The organism is Pseudomonas sp. RA_5y_Pfl1_P24, assembly GCF_963970945.1.
GTDB classification, from domain to species: Bacteria; Pseudomonadota; Gammaproteobacteria; order Pseudomonadales; family Pseudomonadaceae; genus Aquipseudomonas; species Aquipseudomonas tritici.
Window position 1 is genome coordinate 108,352 of the sequence record NZ_CAXAOJ010000013.1, and the last position, 17,459, is coordinate 125,810.

The following is a 17,459-nucleotide window of genomic DNA, read 5'->3' on the forward strand; positions in this document are numbered from 1 at the left end:
GCTTTCACCTCGCTGTTGTTTTTATGGAACCGCGTTGCCCGTTGGGTGGGCAGCGCGTTAAGTGCTCGGGTACAGATGCTGTTTTTGCGTTGTTAGTTGGGGCCTCTTCGCGGGCTTGCTCGCGAAGGCGTCAGTCAGAGCACCACAGTTCTATTGGCGTTGAGAAACACCCGCCGCTCAATGTGATACCCCACCGCCCGGGCCAGTGTCAGCCCTTCAATATCGCGCCCCTTGGCAATCAAGTCCTCGGGGTAGTGGCTGTGGTCCACCACCTCCACGCCCTGGGCAATGATCGGGCCTTCATCCAGGTCGTTGTTGATGTAATGCGCCGTGGCGCCAACCAATTTCACGCCCTTGTTGTACGCCTGGTGATACGGCTTGGCGCCCTTGAATCCCGGCAACAACGAGTGATGGATATTGATGGCCTTGCCATCCAGCTTGCGGCACAGCTCCGGCGACAGCACTTGCATGTAGCGCGCAAGAATCACCAATTCGGCGCCGGTGTCTTCCACCACCTGCCACACCTGGCGCTCCTGGGACGGTTTGTCGTTGGGGTCGAGGGGGAAATGGTAGTAGGGAATCTGGTGCCAGTCGGACAAAGGTTTGAGATCCGGGTGGTTGGACACCACCGCAACCACGTCCATCGACAGTTGGCCGATGCGCTGGCGGTACAGCAGATCGTTCAGGCAGTGATCGGCCTTTGAGACCATGATCACCACTTTTGGTCGGTAGTTCGGCGCCGTCAGCTCGAAGATCATGCCAAAGGCTTCACCGCGAGAGGCCAGGCCATCGCGGAAAGCTTGCTCGTCGAAACCGTCGGGCTGGCGAAATTCGACGCGAATAAAAAATCGCCCGGAAAGCCGATCATCGAACGAGTGGTGCTCGGTAACGTAGCAGCCCTGCTCGAACAGGTAGCGGGTGACCGCGTCCACCGTGCCGAGCACGCTGGGGCAGTCGGCGGTCAAAATCCATGTATCAGGTGCGCGGCTCATGGGTCACTCCTCAGGCTTGGACGCTCAAACCGAATTCAGCCGAGGCATCCTGCAACCACAACCACCAGTAATCCGAGAAGCTGCGACGAATCAGTAGCTCCCAGGTGTCTTCAGCGGTGTGACGGATCACCAGTTGCGACTTGGCGAACACCGTGCCCACCGCCTTGCCCACCGGGAAGTTGTTGGGGTGCACGTCATAGCTGGTGGACTTCATCAGCACGTCACGCACATTCGGGCCGCTGAGTTCGAGGATCTGCTGGCCGCCGCTGACGTTGACGATCTGAATATGCAGGTCGCCTAGGGCGGCACGCAGGTTTTGCTCGGCGGCGAATTCTTCACCGCTTGGCACGATCAAAAGCCACTCATCCGGACCGAGCCATTGCAGGCTGGTTTCACCTTTGACGATCACCGTCAAAGCAGCTGGCAGCTCAATACCGAGGGCCTTGTGCACGCCGGCGGCAAAGGCAGGGTCATGGCCGTCGCCGCGCAGAGTCAGGTGGCCCAGGAGTTTCTTCTCACGCACGGTCACACCGGCGTTCTTGCGCCCCTTGCCGACCAGGCTGGCGAGGTCGGCATGGTGCAGCGACGACTCGGCCTTGGCCCCGGTGGTTGGGCGTTGTTGGTATACATTGGCTGCTGTCATAAAGCACCTTTCCTGAATTCTGTTGTGCGGCTACTGGCGTCTTCGCGAGCAAGCCCGCTCGCACATTTTGGAATGCGCTCCCCCTGTGGGAGCGGGCTTGCTCGCGAAGGCCGCGACTCGGTCTATCAGATGTTCTGGCGTTCGCCTTTCGGGTCAAAGAACACCGAAGACACAATCTCTGCCTCGATCACACTGCCATCCGCCTGCGGTGAGAACACCCGCTCGCCGATGCGCTTCAAGCCGCCCTTCACCACGCCCATGGCAAACGAATAACCCAGGGAGTTGTGCGCATAACTTGATGTGACGTGACCCACCATCTTCATCGGAATCGACTGCTTCGGATCGAACACCAACTGCGCGCCTTCCGGCAGCCACACGGTTGGATCGATCGGTTTGAGCCCAACCAGCTGCTTACGCTCTTCACGCACGCAGTCTTCACGTTTCATGCCGCGCCAGCCGATCCACGAGAACGGTTTGGTGCGACCTACGCACCAGCCCATGTTCAGGTCGTCCGGGGTCATCGAGCCGTCGGTGTCTTGCCCGACGATGATGAAGCCCTTCTCCGCCCGCAGTACGTGCATGGTTTCGGTGCCATACGGGGTCAGGTTGTACTGCTTGCCGGCCTCGACGATTTTTTCCAGCACGCCCATGGCGTAGTCGGCCTGCACGTTGACTTCGTACGACAGCTCACCGGTAAACGAAATCCGGAACACGCGAGCCGGTACGCCACCGACCAGGCCTTCCTTCCAGGTCATGAACGGGAAGCCGTCCTTGTCCAGGTCGATGTCGGTCACTTCGGCCAGCAGCTTGCGGCTGTTGGGCCCGGACAGGGTCATGGTCGCCCAGTGGTCGGTGACCGAAGTGAAGTACACCTTGAGGTCTGGCCACTCGGTCTGTTGGTAGATTTCCAGCCACTGCAGCACACGGGCGGCGCCGCCAGTGGTGGTGGTCATCAGGAAGTGGTTGTCGGCGAGGCAAGCAGTTACGCCGTCGTCGAAGACCATGCCGTCTTCCTTGCACATCAGGCCATAGCGCGCCTTGCCCACATCGAGCTTGGTCCAGGCGTTGGAGTAGATGCGGTTGAGGAACTCTCGGGCATCCGGGCCCTGGATATCGATCTTGCCGAGGGTCGACGCATCGAGCAGACCAACGCTGTCGCGCACGGCCAGGCATTCACGTTTTACCGCGGCGTGCAGGTCTTCACCATTGCGTGGGAAATACCAGGGGCGTTTCCACTGGCCGACGTCTTCGAACTCGGCGCCGTTTTTCACGTGCCAGGCTTGCAGCGCGGTGTAGCGCACCGGCTCGAAGATGTGCCCACAGTGACGGCCCGCCACCGCGCCGAACGTCACCGGCGTGTAGTTCGGACGGAACATGGTGGTGCCCATCTGCGGGATAGTCACGTTAAGCGAACGCGCGGCAATCGCCAGGCCGTTGACGTTACCCAGCTTGCCCTGGTCGGTGCCGAAGCCCAGCGCGGTGTAGCGTTTGACGTGCTCAACCGACTCGAAACCTTCGCGGGTCGCCAGTTCGATGGCGGCGGCAGTCACGTCGTTTTGCAGGTCGACAAATTGCTTTGGCGCCCGTGCGGTGGGTTTGTCGTGCGGCACTTGGTAAACAGCCAGCGTCGGTTCTTCCAGGCGGTTCAGCGCTTTTGGCAGTGCGCCTTCCACCGGCGCAAAACCGGCTTCGCTGGCCGCGCGCACGCCGCCTTCAAAACCATCCGCCAGGGAATCGCCAAGGCCGTAGACACCGTTGATACCACCGACGCACACGCGTTTCTGCGGTGCTTCGCCCGGTACAAAACCGAGGATATCTTCACGCCAGGTCGGCTTGCCGCCCAGGTGCGAGGCCAGGTGGACCACCGGGCTGTAGCCGCCGGAGCTGGCCACCAGGTCGCAGTCCAGCCATTCGCCTGGGCTGGTGACTTTGTGTGCTTTCAGATCAATCGCGGCCACGCGGGCAGCGGTCACATGCTTGCTGCCACGGGCTTCGATCACGGCGCTGCCGGTGAGGATGCGAATGCCTTTGGCACGGGCTTCTTCAACCAGCGCGCCGCGTGGGTTGTGGCGCACATCGGCCACTGCCACCACATGCAGGCCGGCGTCGAGCCAGTCCAGCGCAACGCGATAGGCGTGGTCGTTGTTGGTCGACAGCACCAGTTTCTTGCCCGGCGCCACGCCGTAGCGGCGCACGTAGGTGGAAACTGCGCTGGCCAGCATATTGCCCGGCACGTCGTTGTTGCCGTACACCAATGGACGCTCGCACGCACCGGTCGCGAGGACGACACGCTTGGCACGCACACGGTGAATACGCTGACGCACCACGCCGATCGGCGCACGGTCACCGAGGTGGTCTGTGAGACGCTCGTGGATGGTCAGGAAGTTATGGTCGTGATAACCGTTGACGGTAGCGCGGGGCAGCAGCACCACGTCCGGCAGGGCTTTGAGTTCAGCGATCACGCTGGCAACCCAATCGGTAGCGGGTTTGCCATCGAGGCTTTCGCGCGAGTCGAGCAGCGAACCACCGAACTCTTCCTGCTCATCGGCGATGATCACACGTGCACCGCTGCGCGCAGCAGCCAGCGCAGCGGCCAAACCCGCAGGGCCTGCGCCGACCACCAGCACGTCGCAGTGACGGTTGAAGTTGTCGTAGGTGTCCGGGTCGTTCTCGGTCGGCGAGCGGCCAAGGCCAGCCGCCTTACGGATGTACTTCTCGTATGTCATCCAGAACGATTGCGGATACATGAAGGTTTTGTAGTAGAAACCCGGTGGCATCAGCTTGCCGCCGACCTTGCCGAGAATGCCCATCACGTCGGTGTTCACGTTTGGCCAGCCGTTGGTGCTGGTGGCGACCAAACCTTGGTACAGCGCTTGTTGCGTGGCGCGCACGTTGGGAATCTGAGTGGCTTCGGTGGCGCCGATCTGCAGCACCGCGTTCGGCTCTTCGGCGCCCGCAGCAAAGATGCCGCGTGGGCGCGAATACTTGAAGCTGCGGCCAATGATGTCGACGCCGTTGGCGAGCAAGGCGGCGGCCAGTGTGTCGCCTTCAAAGCCTTTGTAGCTCTGGCCGTTGAAGGTAAACGTGAGGACTTTATTACGGTCGATCCGGCCACCGTTGGACAGGCGATTGGTCTGGCTCATACCTTCTCTCCAGCAGCCTTGGCGGTGAATTGCGGCTTGGTGCCGATCTTGTAGGTTTCAAGAATTTCGTAGGTCACGGTGTCGCGCGTGGCGTTGAAATACTGGCGGCAACCGGCGGCGTGAATCCACAGCTCGTGGTGCAGGCCGCGCGGGTTGTCACGGAAGAACATGTAGTCGCCCCACTCTTCATCGGTGCAGGCGTTCGGGTCCAGCGGGCGCGGGATGTGCGCTTGGCCTGACGCGTGGAATTCCTCTTCGGAGCGCAGTTCGCCACAGTGAGGACAGAAGATATGCAACATAGGGAATTTCTCCTGTTAGTGGGCGACGGCTGCAGCGCCATGCTCATCGATCAACGCACCGTTGTGGAAACGGTCGATGGAAAAAGGTGCGGCCAATGGGTGCATTTCACCCTTGGCGAGGCTGGCGGCAAACACGTTGCCTGAGCCCGGAGTCGCTTTAAAACCACCGGTGCCCCAACCGCAGTTGAAGAACATGTTCGGAACCGGCGTCTTGGAGATGATCGGGCACGCATCCGGCGTGGTGTCGACGATGCCGCCCCACTGGCGGTTCATGCGCACGCGGGACAGCACCGGGAACATCTCGACGATGGCCTGGATGGTGTGCTCGATCACCGGGTACGAACCGCGCTGGCCGTAGCCGTTGTAGCCGTCGATCCCGGCGCCGATCACCAGATCGCCCTTGTCGGACTGGCTGATGTAACCGTGCACGGCGTTGGACATGATCACGCTGTCGATAATCGGCTTGATCGGCTCCGACACCAACGCTTGCAGCGGGTGGGATTCGATCGGCAGGCGGAAACCGGCCAGCGAGGCCATGTGCCCGGAGTTACCGGCCGTGACCACACCGACGCGCTTGGCACCGATGAAGCCCTTGTTGGTTTCCACGCCGATGCACACGCCGTTTTCCTTGCGGAAGCCGATCACTTCGGTCTGCTGGATCAAGTCCACACCGAGTGCGTCAGCCGCGCGGGCGAAGCCCCAGGCCACAGCATCATGGCGGGCCACGCCGCCGCGACGTTGCACGGTAGCGCCGAGAACCGGGTAGCGGGTGTTTTTCGAGCAGTCGAGGTACGGGATCTCGTCCGCTACCTGTTTGGCGTTGAGCAGTTCGCCGTCCACGCCGTTGAGGCGGTTGGCGCTGACGCGGCGCTCGGAATCACGGATGTCTTGCAGGGTGTGGCACAGGTTGTACACGCCGCGCTGCGAGAACATCACGTTGTAGTTCAGGTCCTGGGACAGGCCTTCCCACAGCTTCATCGCGTGTTCATACAAATGCGCCGACTCGTCCCACAGGTAGTTGGAACGCACGATGGTGGTGTTGCGTGCGGTGTTACCGCCGCCCAGCCAGCCTTTCTCGACCACGGCCACGTTGGTGATGCCGTGCTCCTTGGCCAGGTAGTAAGCGGTCGCCAGACCATGCCCGCCGCCGCCGACGATGACCACGTCGTAGACCTTTTTAGGGGTCGGCGTGCGCCACATCTTCTGCCAGTTTTCGTGGTGGCTGAGTGAGTGCTTGAAGAGGCCGAAGCCTGAGTAGCGTTGCATAGTCATTACTCCAAAACCGCGCTCAGCGATAAACCGGGAAATCAGCGCACAGGGCAGACACGTGCTTGGCCACGTTGGCCTCGACATCGGCGTCGCCGAGGTTGTCGAGGATGTCGCAGATCCAGCCCGCCAGTTCGATGCACTGCGGCACTTTGAAACCGCGCGTAGTCACCGCCGGGGTGCCGATGCGCAGGCCCGAGGTCACGAACGGCGACTGCGGGTCATTCGGCACGGCGTTCTTGTTGACGGTGATGTGGGCGCGACCGAGAGCAGCGTCCGCCTCTTTACCGGTGAGGCCCTGACGGATCAGGCTGACCAGGAACAGGTGGTTATCGGTGCCGCCGGACACTACGTCGTAGCCGCGCTTGATGAACACCTCGGCCATGGCCTGGGCGTTGTCGATCACCTGTTGCTGGTAGACCTTGAAGCCAGGCTCCTGGGCTTCCTTGAAGCACACGGCCTTGCCGGCGATGACATGCATCAGCGGGCCGCCCTGGGCGCCGGGGAATACCGCGGCGTTGAGTTTCTTTTCAATGGCTTCGTTGGCCTTGGCCAGGATCAGGCCGCCACGCGGACCACGCAGGGTCTTGTGGGTGGTGGTGGTAACCACATCGGCGTACGGCAGCGGGTTCGGGTACAGGCCTGCGGCAACCAGGCCAGCGACGTGGGCCATGTCGACGAACAGCAGCGCGCCGACCTTGTCGGCAATCGCGCGAAAGCGTAGGAAATCCAAGGTCTTGGAGTAGGCGGAGAAACCGGCCACCACCATCTTCGGCTGGTGTTCCACGGCCAGGCGTTCGACTTCGTCGTAGTCGATCAAGCCGGTGTCGGTGTTGATGCCGTATTGCACCGCGTTGTACAGCTTGCCCGAGGACGACACTTTGGCGCCGTGGGTCAGGTGGCCGCCGTGGGCCAGGCTCATGCCGAGGATGGTGTCGCCGGCGTTCAGCAGGGCCAGGTACACCGCGCTGTTGGCGGAGGAACCGGAGTGCGGCTGCACGTTGGCGTAATCGGCACCGAACAGCTGCTTGGCGCGCTCGATGGCCAGGGTTTCGACTTTATCCACATGCTCGCAACCGCCGTAATAGCGCTTACCCGGGTAGCCTTCGGCGTATTTGTTGGTGAGGCCACTGCCCTGGGCTTCCATCACGCGTTTGCTGGTGTAGTTCTCCGACGCGATCAGCTCGATATGATCTTCCTGACGCTGCTCCTCGGCATTCATCGCCGCCAGCAGTGCGTCGTCATATCCCTGGATCTGGTCTTGTTTGCTGAACATCGCGTCTCTCCCAGCCTTTCGTATTGTTGAGGCCCGTGCAGAGCCCTTTGATGCGATGGTAGGGCTGACGCCTCTGGATCAAATGCCTACGGACGCCACGCAAAGGTGCGTTTACGACATGGCGTGAACAACACCGAAACAAATGTGGGAATGGGCTTGTGTGGGAGCTGGCTTGCCTGCGATGCAGACACCTCGGTCTATAAGCAGAACCGAGGTGATGCCATCGCAGCGGTTCGACGATTCGACAAGCCAGCTCCCACAAGGGTTACGCGATGATCTTGCGAACGATCAGCAGCAGAAGGAAATGCAGGGGGTAGAGGGCGTAAGCCCAACGGCGCATGGCCGGGGGCGCGACATCTTTGGCATGTCGCAACAGGACTAATCCCGCCAATGGCGCGATCAGGCAGGCGGCCAACCCCATCAACGCGACAGGCGTGCCGCTATTAAGCAAAATCTGCCATTGATTGGCGGCCACACACACCAACCCCGGCAACACGCTTAAATACCAGGGCCGTCGGAACACCAACAGCATCGCCAGCGGCAGCAACACACCGAAAAAACCGAACATCAGGTGCGTGGAAAATACAGCGCCGATTACGATAGCAATCAACGCCAATCCTCGATCAAAAAGCGCCTTTTGCTGCCATCCTCGGGCAATCAGCAACCCCAGCGCCAACGTCGGCAACACATTCAACGTATCGGCATCGTCGATGAACATCCGATACGGCACCTCACTGATCACACTGAACAGCAACAACCATCCCAAATACCGCCACTGGCTTATGACCGGTGCGTTTCTCGCCCGATGCAGGTTCGCCGCAATCGCCAGGCAAAACCACGGGAATGCCAGGCGTCCCGGCACATACAGGCCATCCAGGCTTAAACCGACATAACGCAGGTGGTCCAGCACCATGCTCAACAGCGCCAGCCACTTGAGCAAATCCAAAGCGCCATCACGGACGGGTCCGACAGAAATCGTTTCAGTACCGTGCATAATTCCCCAGTGACTTTGCATTTACAGTACGTGCGCACCCGCGACAATCTTGGTTACAGTGCGCACCAACATCGACCACAGGAATGGGCCATGACCGACAAGAGCCAACAATTCGCCAGTGACAACTATTCCGGCATCTGCCCGGAAGCCTGGGCCGCCATGGAACAAGCCAACCAAGGCCATCAGCGCGCCTACGGCGATGATGAATGGACCCACCGCGCCGCCGACGATTTCCGCAACTTGTTCGAAACCGACTGCGAAGTGTTCTTCGCCTTCAACGGTACAGCGGCCAACTCCCTGGCGCTGTCCTCGCTGTGCCAGAGCTACCATAGCGTGATTTGCTCGGAAACCGCCCACGTCGAGACCGACGAATGCGGCGCGCCGGAGTTTTTCTCCAACGGCTCCAAGCTGCTCACCGCACGCACCGAAAACGGCAAGCTGACCCCGGAGTCGATCCGCGAGATCGCCCTCAAGCGCCAGGACATCCACTACCCCAAGCCGCGCGTGGTCACCCTGACCCAGGCTACCGAAGTGGGCAGCGTGTACACCCCGGAAGAAATTCGCGCTATCAGTGTGACCTGCAAGGAACTGGGCCTGAACCTGCACATGGACGGCGCGCGCTTCTCCAACGCCTGCGCCTTCCTCGGCTGCTCGCCAGCGGACCTGACCTGGAAGGCTGGCGTGGATGTGCTGTGCTTTGGCGGTACCAAAAACGGCATGGCGGTGGGCGAAGCGATCCTGTTCTTCAACCACAAACTGGCGGAAGACTTCGACTATCGCTGCAAACAAGCGGGCCAGTTGGCCTCGAAAATGCGCTTCCTCTCCGCCCCCTGGGTAGGCCTGCTGGAAAACGACGCCTGGCTCAAACACGCCCGTCACGCCAACCACTGCGCACAACTGCTGAGCAGCCTGGTAGCGGATATTCCTGGCGTTGAGTTGATGTTCCCGGTGCAGGCCAATGGCGTGTTCCTGCAACTCTCGGAACCGGCGATTGCCGCATTGACCGCAAAGGGCTGGCGCTTCTACACCTTTATCGGCAAAGGCGGCGCACGCTTCATGTGTGCGTGGGATACCGAGGAAGAACGTGTAAGAGAATTGGCGGCGGATATTCGGAAAGTGATGGAGGCCTGAAACCACACGGCTTTCAGCAGCGTTTCAGAGACTGTTTGTACGTATTTCTGACAGTATCTATCTACCCCCTGCCTTGAGTAGGATCTTGTCACCCCGAACAGACGGACGCGTTTTCCGGGGCTGACTGCCTGCCGAACACTCGGCTGGAAATGGAAATCCTATAGAGGGCAACATCATGGAAATTCAATGCTACACCACTGACTCTCAGCTGCGCTCCGACGTCGACGCCACACTCGTCAGCCTGGACGACCTCAGGAAGCTGGCCAACGTCGGCGACACCATCATCGAGCCGTCCAAAACCTTTACCGTGACTGGAAAAGAGTTCGAAATGACAGCATCCGGCGGATACCTCATCAACCTTTTCGTCCGCTAACCACTAAGGCCCGCGCCGCAGACTCATGACCTGCGACGCGGGACTGATGTGATTTCGCTCACAAGGCCTTCGGCTGAAGCGCTTGCCAATCATCAATGGGGCCGCGGTTTGTGAGAAAGGTCCCACCGTTGAATTTCAACGCCAGCTTATTGACGGCATTCAAGGCCGTCGTCACCGCTCCTTCTGCCCAGCCTCCCGTGAACGAAACGTCGTCACCTGCCAAAATGAACCCATCGGGTTTCGGACCCTGCACACCGTTCATGAACTGAGAAAACAGCAAGCGCTGGTACTCGTACTGGCCCGGCAGATTCATTTTGAACGCGCACAGGAAAAACGGCTGCTCCTCCCAGTTGATTTCGACAAAGGGGTTGGTCATGCCGAACTCAGCCGCCAGGTTCAACTGATGAGGGGCGTACACGCTGTCCAGCAAGCTTGTGCACACCTGCACGTGGGACGGCTGCGGCGCACTGCGATCCCCCAGGAATTTGAGGCTGTCGTCATTCCAGGTATAAGACAAAAACATACCGCTCCCCCTGTAAGGTCCGAGGCCTTGACTGTAGTCCAGCAGGTAGGTACCACGGGTGATGCGATCCGACAGGGTCACGCTCATCTTGAATTGAAAATCTGCTTCCACATCGGTCCAGAAAGGCCGTTGGGTTTGCGCGAAGATTTTGGCGGATTGCATGTAGTGCGTGTACATCACCGCTTCCCATTCCTTTGGGGATAACAGGTCATTCATTTGATTGAAGCGGGCGGCCCCATCCAAGTAGCGAAATTTGTCGAGGATCCGCTTGTGAGGGGTGTAGACCACGGCAGGAAAAGTGTATTGACGATCGTCTCCCAGATTATGGTCATACACCCATACGTCGAACTCGCCATCCGTGCGACGTATAATCTGCCGCACCTCCTGCTTTAAAGGCTGGGCAATGACTTGGGTCGTCAGGCCTTGGACGGTGGTGCCCGCAGGCCAATGCGCCATGGCGTCACCAAAGGTATCCGGGGCGCGGCTCCATAACCGTGTTGGCAGCTCGCTGGAACCGTCGAACATCAACTTATGGTTGGTATCCAGCCCGGTATACAGTACCCGCAGCACCTCCAAGAAACAGTTGGGATAGTCGGTGTTCCAACCGCCGGTGCCGAAGCCGATCTGGCCGAACAGATCAATGTCTTCGCGACTCCACCCCGCCTGCTCGACCATCGCGGCAAAAAAACTGAGGTTGTCCCAACCCGCATCCAGGATTGCGTTCCACAAGGTCTTGATCTTGGCCTGATCAATGCTGCCCTCGGACATTGCCGCTTCCATCTCGGTGAACTTGATCGGGTCCTGCTCAAGGAACACCTCAAACAACAACCGCTCAATCTCGGCGTATTCCGGCGGCAGGTTATTGCCTTCGTAATAGGTCTGTTTTTGCTGGTAGTCGACTACCGTACTGGAGGTTGCCGCCGAACCAGGGTTGGGAAAATCCGCCGAGTTGGCCGTCATTCCGACCTTCTCGAAATAGTGCATCAACGCCTTGCCTGACACAGGAAAACGCATCGCCCCCATTTCACAGATCACACTGTTAGCGGGATCTTGCGGATCACCCGCCACGTAGGAATACAGCCGCCCACCAATACGATCACTGGCCTCTACCACCACAGGGTGTAAACCCATGCGCATGGCTTCATAGGCCGCCACCATTCCCGCAACGCCTGCGCCGACGATCAACACCTTGCTGCCATACGCCAGGCTGGAAACCTGCGCCAACGGAGTGCCGTTACTCACGGCGGTATCAAGGAACCGACGGTAATGAAAAGGAAAGTCAGGAATCAGTGCAGTGACATCGTTGGCAAGCAAGCGCGCAGCGCCTTTACTTCGAGAGGGAATAGCAGACATGGCAATCATCCTTGGTGTGCAAACAGGACGCCCACCTACTGCTTCACTGCGAAAGGTGACTACGACGAATGTGTTCTTCAGCGTAGTGACTCGTAGGAAATGTCTCTATATCCGTTGGAAATAAAAAAGTGAATCAGTAAGGCAAACCTTATTCCAGAGGGTTTTGCGCACTCAGTTCAGAGTTTCATAAAGTGATTATTTGAAAATGCCGATTCAATTGTTTTTTTGCTTACAAGACTCTGTGCAACTCACTCAATAAAAAACAGACCGTGATACCTATGAACATGCCCTCCGACCGATCAGCTGCTCCCCCCTCCAGCACGCTGAAAATCGAAACCCGCTCCATCGACTACGTGCCGCGCAATGAACGCCACGGCAAGGTGTGGCATCAGGCGCCGTTCTGGTTCACCGGCAACTTCGTGCTCACCACCATGGTCACCGGGTTTACCGGCGCAGCCTTGGGGCTGAGCCTGGCGTACGCGATCCTGGCGATCGTGATCGGCGTGTGCCTGGGCACGTTCGCCATGGCGTTCCACGCCAACCAGGGACCGCGCATGGGCTTACCGCAGATGATCCAGTCGCGCGCCCAGTTCGGCCTGCGTGGCGCCGTCGTGCCGTTTATCGCAGTGGTCTTCGTGTACATCGGCTTCAACGTGTTCAACGTCATCCTGGCCACCGACGCCATCAATACTGTGCTGCCCGGCCACCGTGCACCCTGGTATGCATTGATGATCATCCTTGCGGTGGTGATCGCCGTCATCGGCCACGACCTCCTGCACACCGTGCAACGCTGGCTGACCTACGTGATGATCAGTGTCTTCGCCGTCCTGAGCGTCACGGCCTTGCTGCACCTGCAGGCCGATTCAGCCGTGGCCGACGCACATTTTTCCTGGTCGGCCTTCCTGATCCAATTGTCAGCCGCTGCGGGCTATCAGATCAGCTACGCCGTGTATGTCTCGGATTATTCGCGCTACCTGCCCCACAACACGCCGTCGCGCAGTGTCATCCTCTGGACCTACCTGGGGGCTGCCGGCTCGGCGCTGTGGTTGATGTCGTTGGGGGCATTCCTGGCCTCGGCGCTGCCCTCACCCGACGCCATTGGCAGTGTGCAGGCCGTGGGCAACCAACTGTTGCCTGGGTTTGGCACCTTTACCGTACTGATTGCCGTACCGGCGCTGGTCGGCATCATGGCCGTCAACTGTTATGGCGCGATGCTCACCGGGATCAGCGCCATTGACGGTTTTGTCCCGATCAAACCCAGGATCAAGAGCCGCATCGTCGGGATCAGCCTGGTGGCCGCAATCATTTTCGTGATTGCCTTGAGCATCCCTGAGAGCTACCTGAGCAGCTTCAACACCTTCGTGCTCTTGATGCTGTATTTCCTGGTGCCCTGGACGGCCGTCAACCTCGCAGACTTCTACGTCGTACGAAAAGGGCGCTACGCCATCAGCGATATTTTCAATCCCGCTGGCATCTATGGTCGCTGGTCGAGTGCCGGGCTGGTCGCGTATTTCCTCGGCCTGGCGGCGATGATTCCGTTTATGTCGCTGGGTTTTTATCAAGGCCCGATCAGCCTGATGCTGGACGGCGCCGATATTGCGTTCGTCATCGGCCTGGCGGTCTCGGCAGTGGTTTACTGCGTGATGAGCCGCCAGCTCGACCATGCCGCCGAATCGCGCGCTGTGCACGCCAGCGAGCGCGCATTGGAAGGAGACTGGTCGTGAAACCGCTACGCGTCGTTTGCCATCAACTGGCGCCTCATATCGGCGATGCCGACTACAACCGGGCGCTGACCGAGCGCGCGATTCGCAGTGCGGCCAGCCTCTACGCCCAGGTGGTCGTCCTGCCGGAGCTGATCCAGAGCGGCTACGCGTTCTTCGATCAAGACGAAGCCTACCGTGTCTCGGAGACGCTCGACGGCCCGACCTTGAGCCTGTGGAAAAACCTGGCGCACGAGCTGGGAATCATCATCGTAGCGGGGTTCTGCGAGCGCCTGAGCGCGCCAAACGTCGCCAACAGTGCAGCGCTGGTCGAACCCACGGGGCGCCTGACGGTGTATCGCAAGGCGCACCTGTGGGACCGCGAGAAACTGATCTTTACCCCCGGCGATGCACCACCTCCGGTGGTCGACACCGCCGTCGGGCGGATCGCCGTAATGATCTGCTACGACCTGGAGTTGCCCGAGTGGGTGCGCCTGCCCGCGCTCGCGCAAGCCGACTTGCTCTGCGCCCCAGTGAACTGGCCTGACGGCCCACGCCCCGCCGGTGAAAGGCCGGCAGAGATCGTGCGGGTCCAGGCCAATGCGGCAGTCAACCGCATGTTCATTGCCGCGTGCGACCGCTATGGCGAGGAGCATGGGGTCAACTGGGTGGGCGGTTCGGTGATCGTCGACGCTGACGGCTACCCGCTGGCCGGCGCAGCCTCCCGCCCGGAGGAACAACAGTTGGTCGCTGACCTGCCCCTGGCGCAGGCCAGGCACAAGTCAATCAGCGGCCACAATCACGTTCATCAGGACCGTCGGCCAAGGCTGTATTGAGCATCAGAACTCGATGCGCACATCCCCCTTCGGCACACTGCAGCACGACAGGATGTAGCCTTCGGCTTCGTCTTCTTCGGTGATCCCGCCGTTGTGGTCCATCTCGACCTCGCCACCCAGCTTCATCACCTTGCACGTTCCGCAGATGCCCATGCCACAGGCTTTCGGGATCAAAAGCCCAAGCTTGGCCGCAGCCGCGTGCACGGTTTCGCCCGGTGCCACGCGAATGCTCTTGCCCGACGCGATGAACTCCACTTGGTGCAGATCCGCCAGATCGACTTCCGGTGCGTCGGCGGCTTGTTCGGCTTGTTCCACCGCGTCCGCACGGGCTTCCGGTGGCGTGGCGCCAAAGGACTCCTCGTGGTAACGCGTCATGTCAAAACCGGCGACCTCCAGCAGACGCTTAACCGCGTTCATGTACGGCGTGGGGCCGCAGCAGAACACTTCACGCTCGAGGAAGTCCGGCACCATTAGTTCGAGCATCTTGTGGTTCAGGTAACCGCGATAACCCGCCCAAGGCTCACCCAATCCATGTTTCTCGCAGATCAGGTGCAGGCTGAAGTTGTCGACCCGCGATGCCATGTGTTCCAGCTCGCGGTGATAAATGATGTCTTTGGGTGAGCGGGCGCTGTGGATAAACGTCATGTCGACATTGGCGTTGGTATCGTAATACCAACGCGCCATGGACATGACCGGCGTGATGCCGACACCGCCACTGAGGTAAAGCACTTTGGTATTGCTGAAGTCGATCGCATTAAACAGCCCCACCGGCCCGTGCACGGCCAACTCCTGCCCTTCATGCAGCGTGTCGTGCAGCCAGTTGGAGACCTTGCCGCCCGGCACACGCTTGATCGTCACCGAAAAGCTGTACGGCACCGACGGTGAGCTGGAAATGGTGTAGGAGCGCATGATCGGCTGGCCTTCGATTTCCAGCTCCAGGGTGACGAATTGCCCTGGCTTGAAAAAGAACAGGATCGGCTGGTCGGCCATGAAGCAGAAGGTGCGCACGTCCCAGGTTTCCTGGATGACTTTGACGCAACGGACGATGTGCCGACCATTGGCCCAGGTCTGGGTGGTTACCGGATTCAGGAAATTACTGGACATGTTGTTCTCCACCGCCGACGTCGGCCTTATGGTGGCGATTCTGCGTAACGCGAGAACCACCCATTTACCTATCTGCGACATTCACATACTTATCGCGACCAGCCCCCATACCATGGGTGTTGCGCGTCGGGATCAGAGTGGGCCATGTCGTTAATGGACAAGGTTCTGGCCTTTGCCGGGCCCACACTCGCTTCCAACAAAGACGCTTTCTTTAGGCCTTGCAAAGTACCAACCGTAGCCACTATTCGCCGGCCACACAGAATGGCCCTGAGGACACACACGATGGACGTCACCGCAACTTTAAGCTTGGGCGATCCGCTGGAACCCGCACGCAAGGCCACCGCGCAGATGCTGCAAGAGCGCGAGCGCACCTTTTCGCTGCCACAGCCGTTCTACTCTGATGAACGGCTGTTTGATATCGATATGCAGGAGATCTTCCAGAAAGAGTGGTTGATTGCCGGCATGACCTGCGAGATCCCCACCAAGGGCAACTACCTGACCCTGCAAGTGGGCAAGAACCCGATCATCGTGATCCGTGGCGCCGACGGCGTGGTGCATGCGTTCCACAACGTGTGTCGCCACCGTGGCTCACGCTTGTGCACCAGCGACAAGGGCAAGGTTGCCAAACTCGTCTGTCATTACCACCAGTGGACCTACGAACTGGACGGCCGCCTGCTGTTCGCCGGCACCGAGATGGGCGCCGACTTCGACATGAAGCAATACGGCCTCAAGCCGGTGAACGTAAAGACCGCCGGCGGCTACATCTTCATCAGCCTGGCCGAGAACCCGCCGGCCATCGATGACTTCCTGTCAACGCTAAGCCATTACATGGAACCCTACGACATGGAAAACACCAAGGTGGCCATTCAGACCACCTTGTTCGAAAAAGCCAACTGGAAACTGGTGCTGGAAAACAACCGCGAGTGCTACCACTGCAACGCGTCGCACCCGGAACTGCTGAAAACCCTGCTGGAATGGGACGACGTCACCGACCCGCGCGCCGACCAGACCTTCAAGGACCACGTGGCCGCCTCCGCTGCCGCCTGGGATGCCGAGAAAATCCCTTACGCCCACGCCAGCTTTGGCCTGCGCAACCGCATCGTGCGCATGCCGCTGCTCAAGGGCACCGTATCGATGACCCTGGATGGCAAACAGGGTTGCGCGAAACTCATGGGCCGCATCAAGAACCCGGACCTGGGCTCGATGCGCATCCTGCACCTGCCGCATTCGTGGAACCACTGCATGGGCGACCACATCATCGTGTTCACCGTGTGGCCGATCAGCGCCCAGGAAACCATGGTCACCACCAAGTGGATCGTGCACAAGGACGCCGTGGAAGGTGTGGACTACGACGTGGACCGCATGCGCCAGGTGTGGGACGCCACCAACGACCAGGACCGTCGCCTGGCCGAAGAGAACCAGCGCGGGATCAACTCCACCGCCTACCAGCCCGGCCCATACTCCAAAACCTACGAGTTCGGTGTGGTGAACTTCGTTGACTGGTACAGCGAGCGCATGTTGAGCAACCTGGGCGCGGCGCCGGCGCCTTACCTCAAAGGCGTCGCCGTCCACGAGTAAGTGACACCCACAGATCAAACTGTGGGAGCGGCGGTGAGACGCTCTCACAGGTTGAACTCCTTAACTGTTCAAAATTTGAGCAAGTCTCTCTGACACCTCTGGTTACCAGCCCTCCAGCCTTTACCCAACAACTTATCCACAGAGCCACCCACAGCAAATGTGGGCAAGTACGGCTTCCCCCTAAAATTAAATGAAGAAAATCCGTGACTTATTCAAGCCAGCGGTTTTCACCCATATCTGATCACTTA

At 59.8% G+C, this 17,459-nt stretch carries 14 protein-coding genes; 5 read left to right on the forward strand and 9 right to left on the reverse strand.

All coding sequences use genetic code 11. From position 1 onward, the window contains the following. Positions 1-134: 134 nt before the first annotated feature. The 7 genes from purU to AACY30_RS21515 all read right to left on the reverse strand — a co-directional run bounded on the left by purU (position 135) and on the right by AACY30_RS21515 (position 8,613). Positions 135-992, reverse strand: coding sequence for a formyltetrahydrofolate deformylase (gene purU, locus AACY30_RS21485; RefSeq protein WP_339469755.1), 858 nt, complete (start codon positions 990-992; stop codon positions 135-137). A gap of 10 nt (positions 993-1,002) precedes the next feature. Then, positions 1,003-1,635 (reverse strand): sarcosine oxidase subunit gamma, encoded by a 633-nt coding sequence (locus AACY30_RS21490; RefSeq protein WP_339469754.1) that lies wholly within the window; start codon positions 1,633-1,635, stop codon positions 1,003-1,005. Positions 1,636-1,760: 125 nt separating this feature from the next. Next, the gene (locus AACY30_RS21495; protein ID WP_339541100.1) at positions 1,761-4,778 is read right to left on the reverse strand and encodes a sarcosine oxidase subunit alpha; all 3,018 of its coding nucleotides are present in this window, start codon (positions 4,776-4,778) and stop codon (positions 1,761-1,763) included. Beyond that, on the reverse strand, positions 4,775-5,077 hold the full coding sequence (locus AACY30_RS21500) for a sarcosine oxidase subunit delta (RefSeq protein ID WP_065880153.1): 303 nt from the start codon (positions 5,075-5,077) through the stop codon (positions 4,775-4,777). The genes AACY30_RS21495 and AACY30_RS21500 overlap by 4 nt, the downstream gene beginning before the upstream one ends. Before the next feature lie 15 nt (positions 5,078-5,092). Further along, complete coding sequence (locus tag AACY30_RS21505) at positions 5,093-6,343, reverse strand: sarcosine oxidase subunit beta (RefSeq protein WP_010207084.1); 1,251 nt, start codon at positions 6,341-6,343, stop codon at positions 5,093-5,095. Positions 6,344-6,365: 22 nt separating this feature from the next. Further along, positions 6,366-7,619, reverse strand: a complete 1,254-nt coding sequence (gene glyA / locus AACY30_RS21510) for a serine hydroxymethyltransferase (protein WP_339541101.1) — start codon at positions 7,617-7,619, stop codon at positions 6,366-6,368. Between the two features lie 265 nt (positions 7,620-7,884). Then, complete coding sequence (locus AACY30_RS21515) at positions 7,885-8,613, reverse strand: TraX family protein (protein ID WP_339541102.1); 729 nt, start codon at positions 8,611-8,613, stop codon at positions 7,885-7,887. 90 nt (positions 8,614-8,703) lie between these two features. Here AACY30_RS21515 and AACY30_RS21520 point away from each other — a divergent pair, with 90 nt between their 5' ends. Then, positions 8,704-9,744, forward strand: a complete 1,041-nt coding sequence (locus tag AACY30_RS21520; protein WP_339469750.1) for a threonine aldolase family protein — start codon at positions 8,704-8,706, stop codon at positions 9,742-9,744. Between the two features lie 175 nt (positions 9,745-9,919). After that, entirely contained in the window at positions 9,920-10,117 is a 198-nt protein-coding gene (locus AACY30_RS21525; RefSeq protein WP_339541103.1) for a hypothetical protein, read from the forward strand. 58 nt (positions 10,118-10,175) lie between these two features. Here AACY30_RS21525 and AACY30_RS21530 read toward each other — a convergent pair whose 3' ends face one another. Continuing rightward, entirely contained in the window at positions 10,176-11,993 is a 1,818-nt protein-coding gene (locus AACY30_RS21530) for a flavin monoamine oxidase family protein (RefSeq protein ID WP_339541104.1), read from the reverse strand. A gap of 284 nt (positions 11,994-12,277) precedes the next feature. Here AACY30_RS21530 and AACY30_RS21535 point away from each other — a divergent pair, with 284 nt between their 5' ends. Together AACY30_RS21535 and AACY30_RS21540 are read left to right on the forward strand one after the other, a co-directional pair. Next, positions 12,278-13,717, forward strand: a complete 1,440-nt coding sequence (locus AACY30_RS21535) for a purine-cytosine permease family protein (RefSeq protein WP_339541127.1) — start codon at positions 12,278-12,280, stop codon at positions 13,715-13,717. Further along, positions 13,714-14,529: a nitrilase-related carbon-nitrogen hydrolase gene (locus AACY30_RS21540; RefSeq protein ID WP_339541105.1), complete on the forward strand. Its 816-nt coding sequence runs from the start codon at positions 13,714-13,716 to the stop codon at positions 14,527-14,529. Before AACY30_RS21535 ends, AACY30_RS21540 begins: the two co-directional genes overlap by 4 nt. A gap of 3 nt (positions 14,530-14,532) precedes the next feature. Here AACY30_RS21540 and gbcB read toward each other — a convergent pair whose 3' ends face one another. Continuing rightward, positions 14,533-15,633: a glycine-betaine demethylase subunit GbcB gene (gbcB, locus tag AACY30_RS21545; RefSeq protein ID WP_339541106.1), complete on the reverse strand. Its 1,101-nt coding sequence runs from the start codon at positions 15,631-15,633 to the stop codon at positions 14,533-14,535. A 282-nt stretch (positions 15,634-15,915) separates the two neighbouring features. Here gbcB and gbcA point away from each other — a divergent pair, with 282 nt between their 5' ends. Further along, a complete protein-coding gene (gene gbcA / locus AACY30_RS21550) occupies positions 15,916-17,211 on the forward strand; it encodes a glycine-betaine demethylase subunit GbcA (protein WP_339541107.1) in 1,296 nt (431 codons plus the stop codon). The last annotated feature ends 248 nt before the right edge of the window (positions 17,212-17,459 follow it).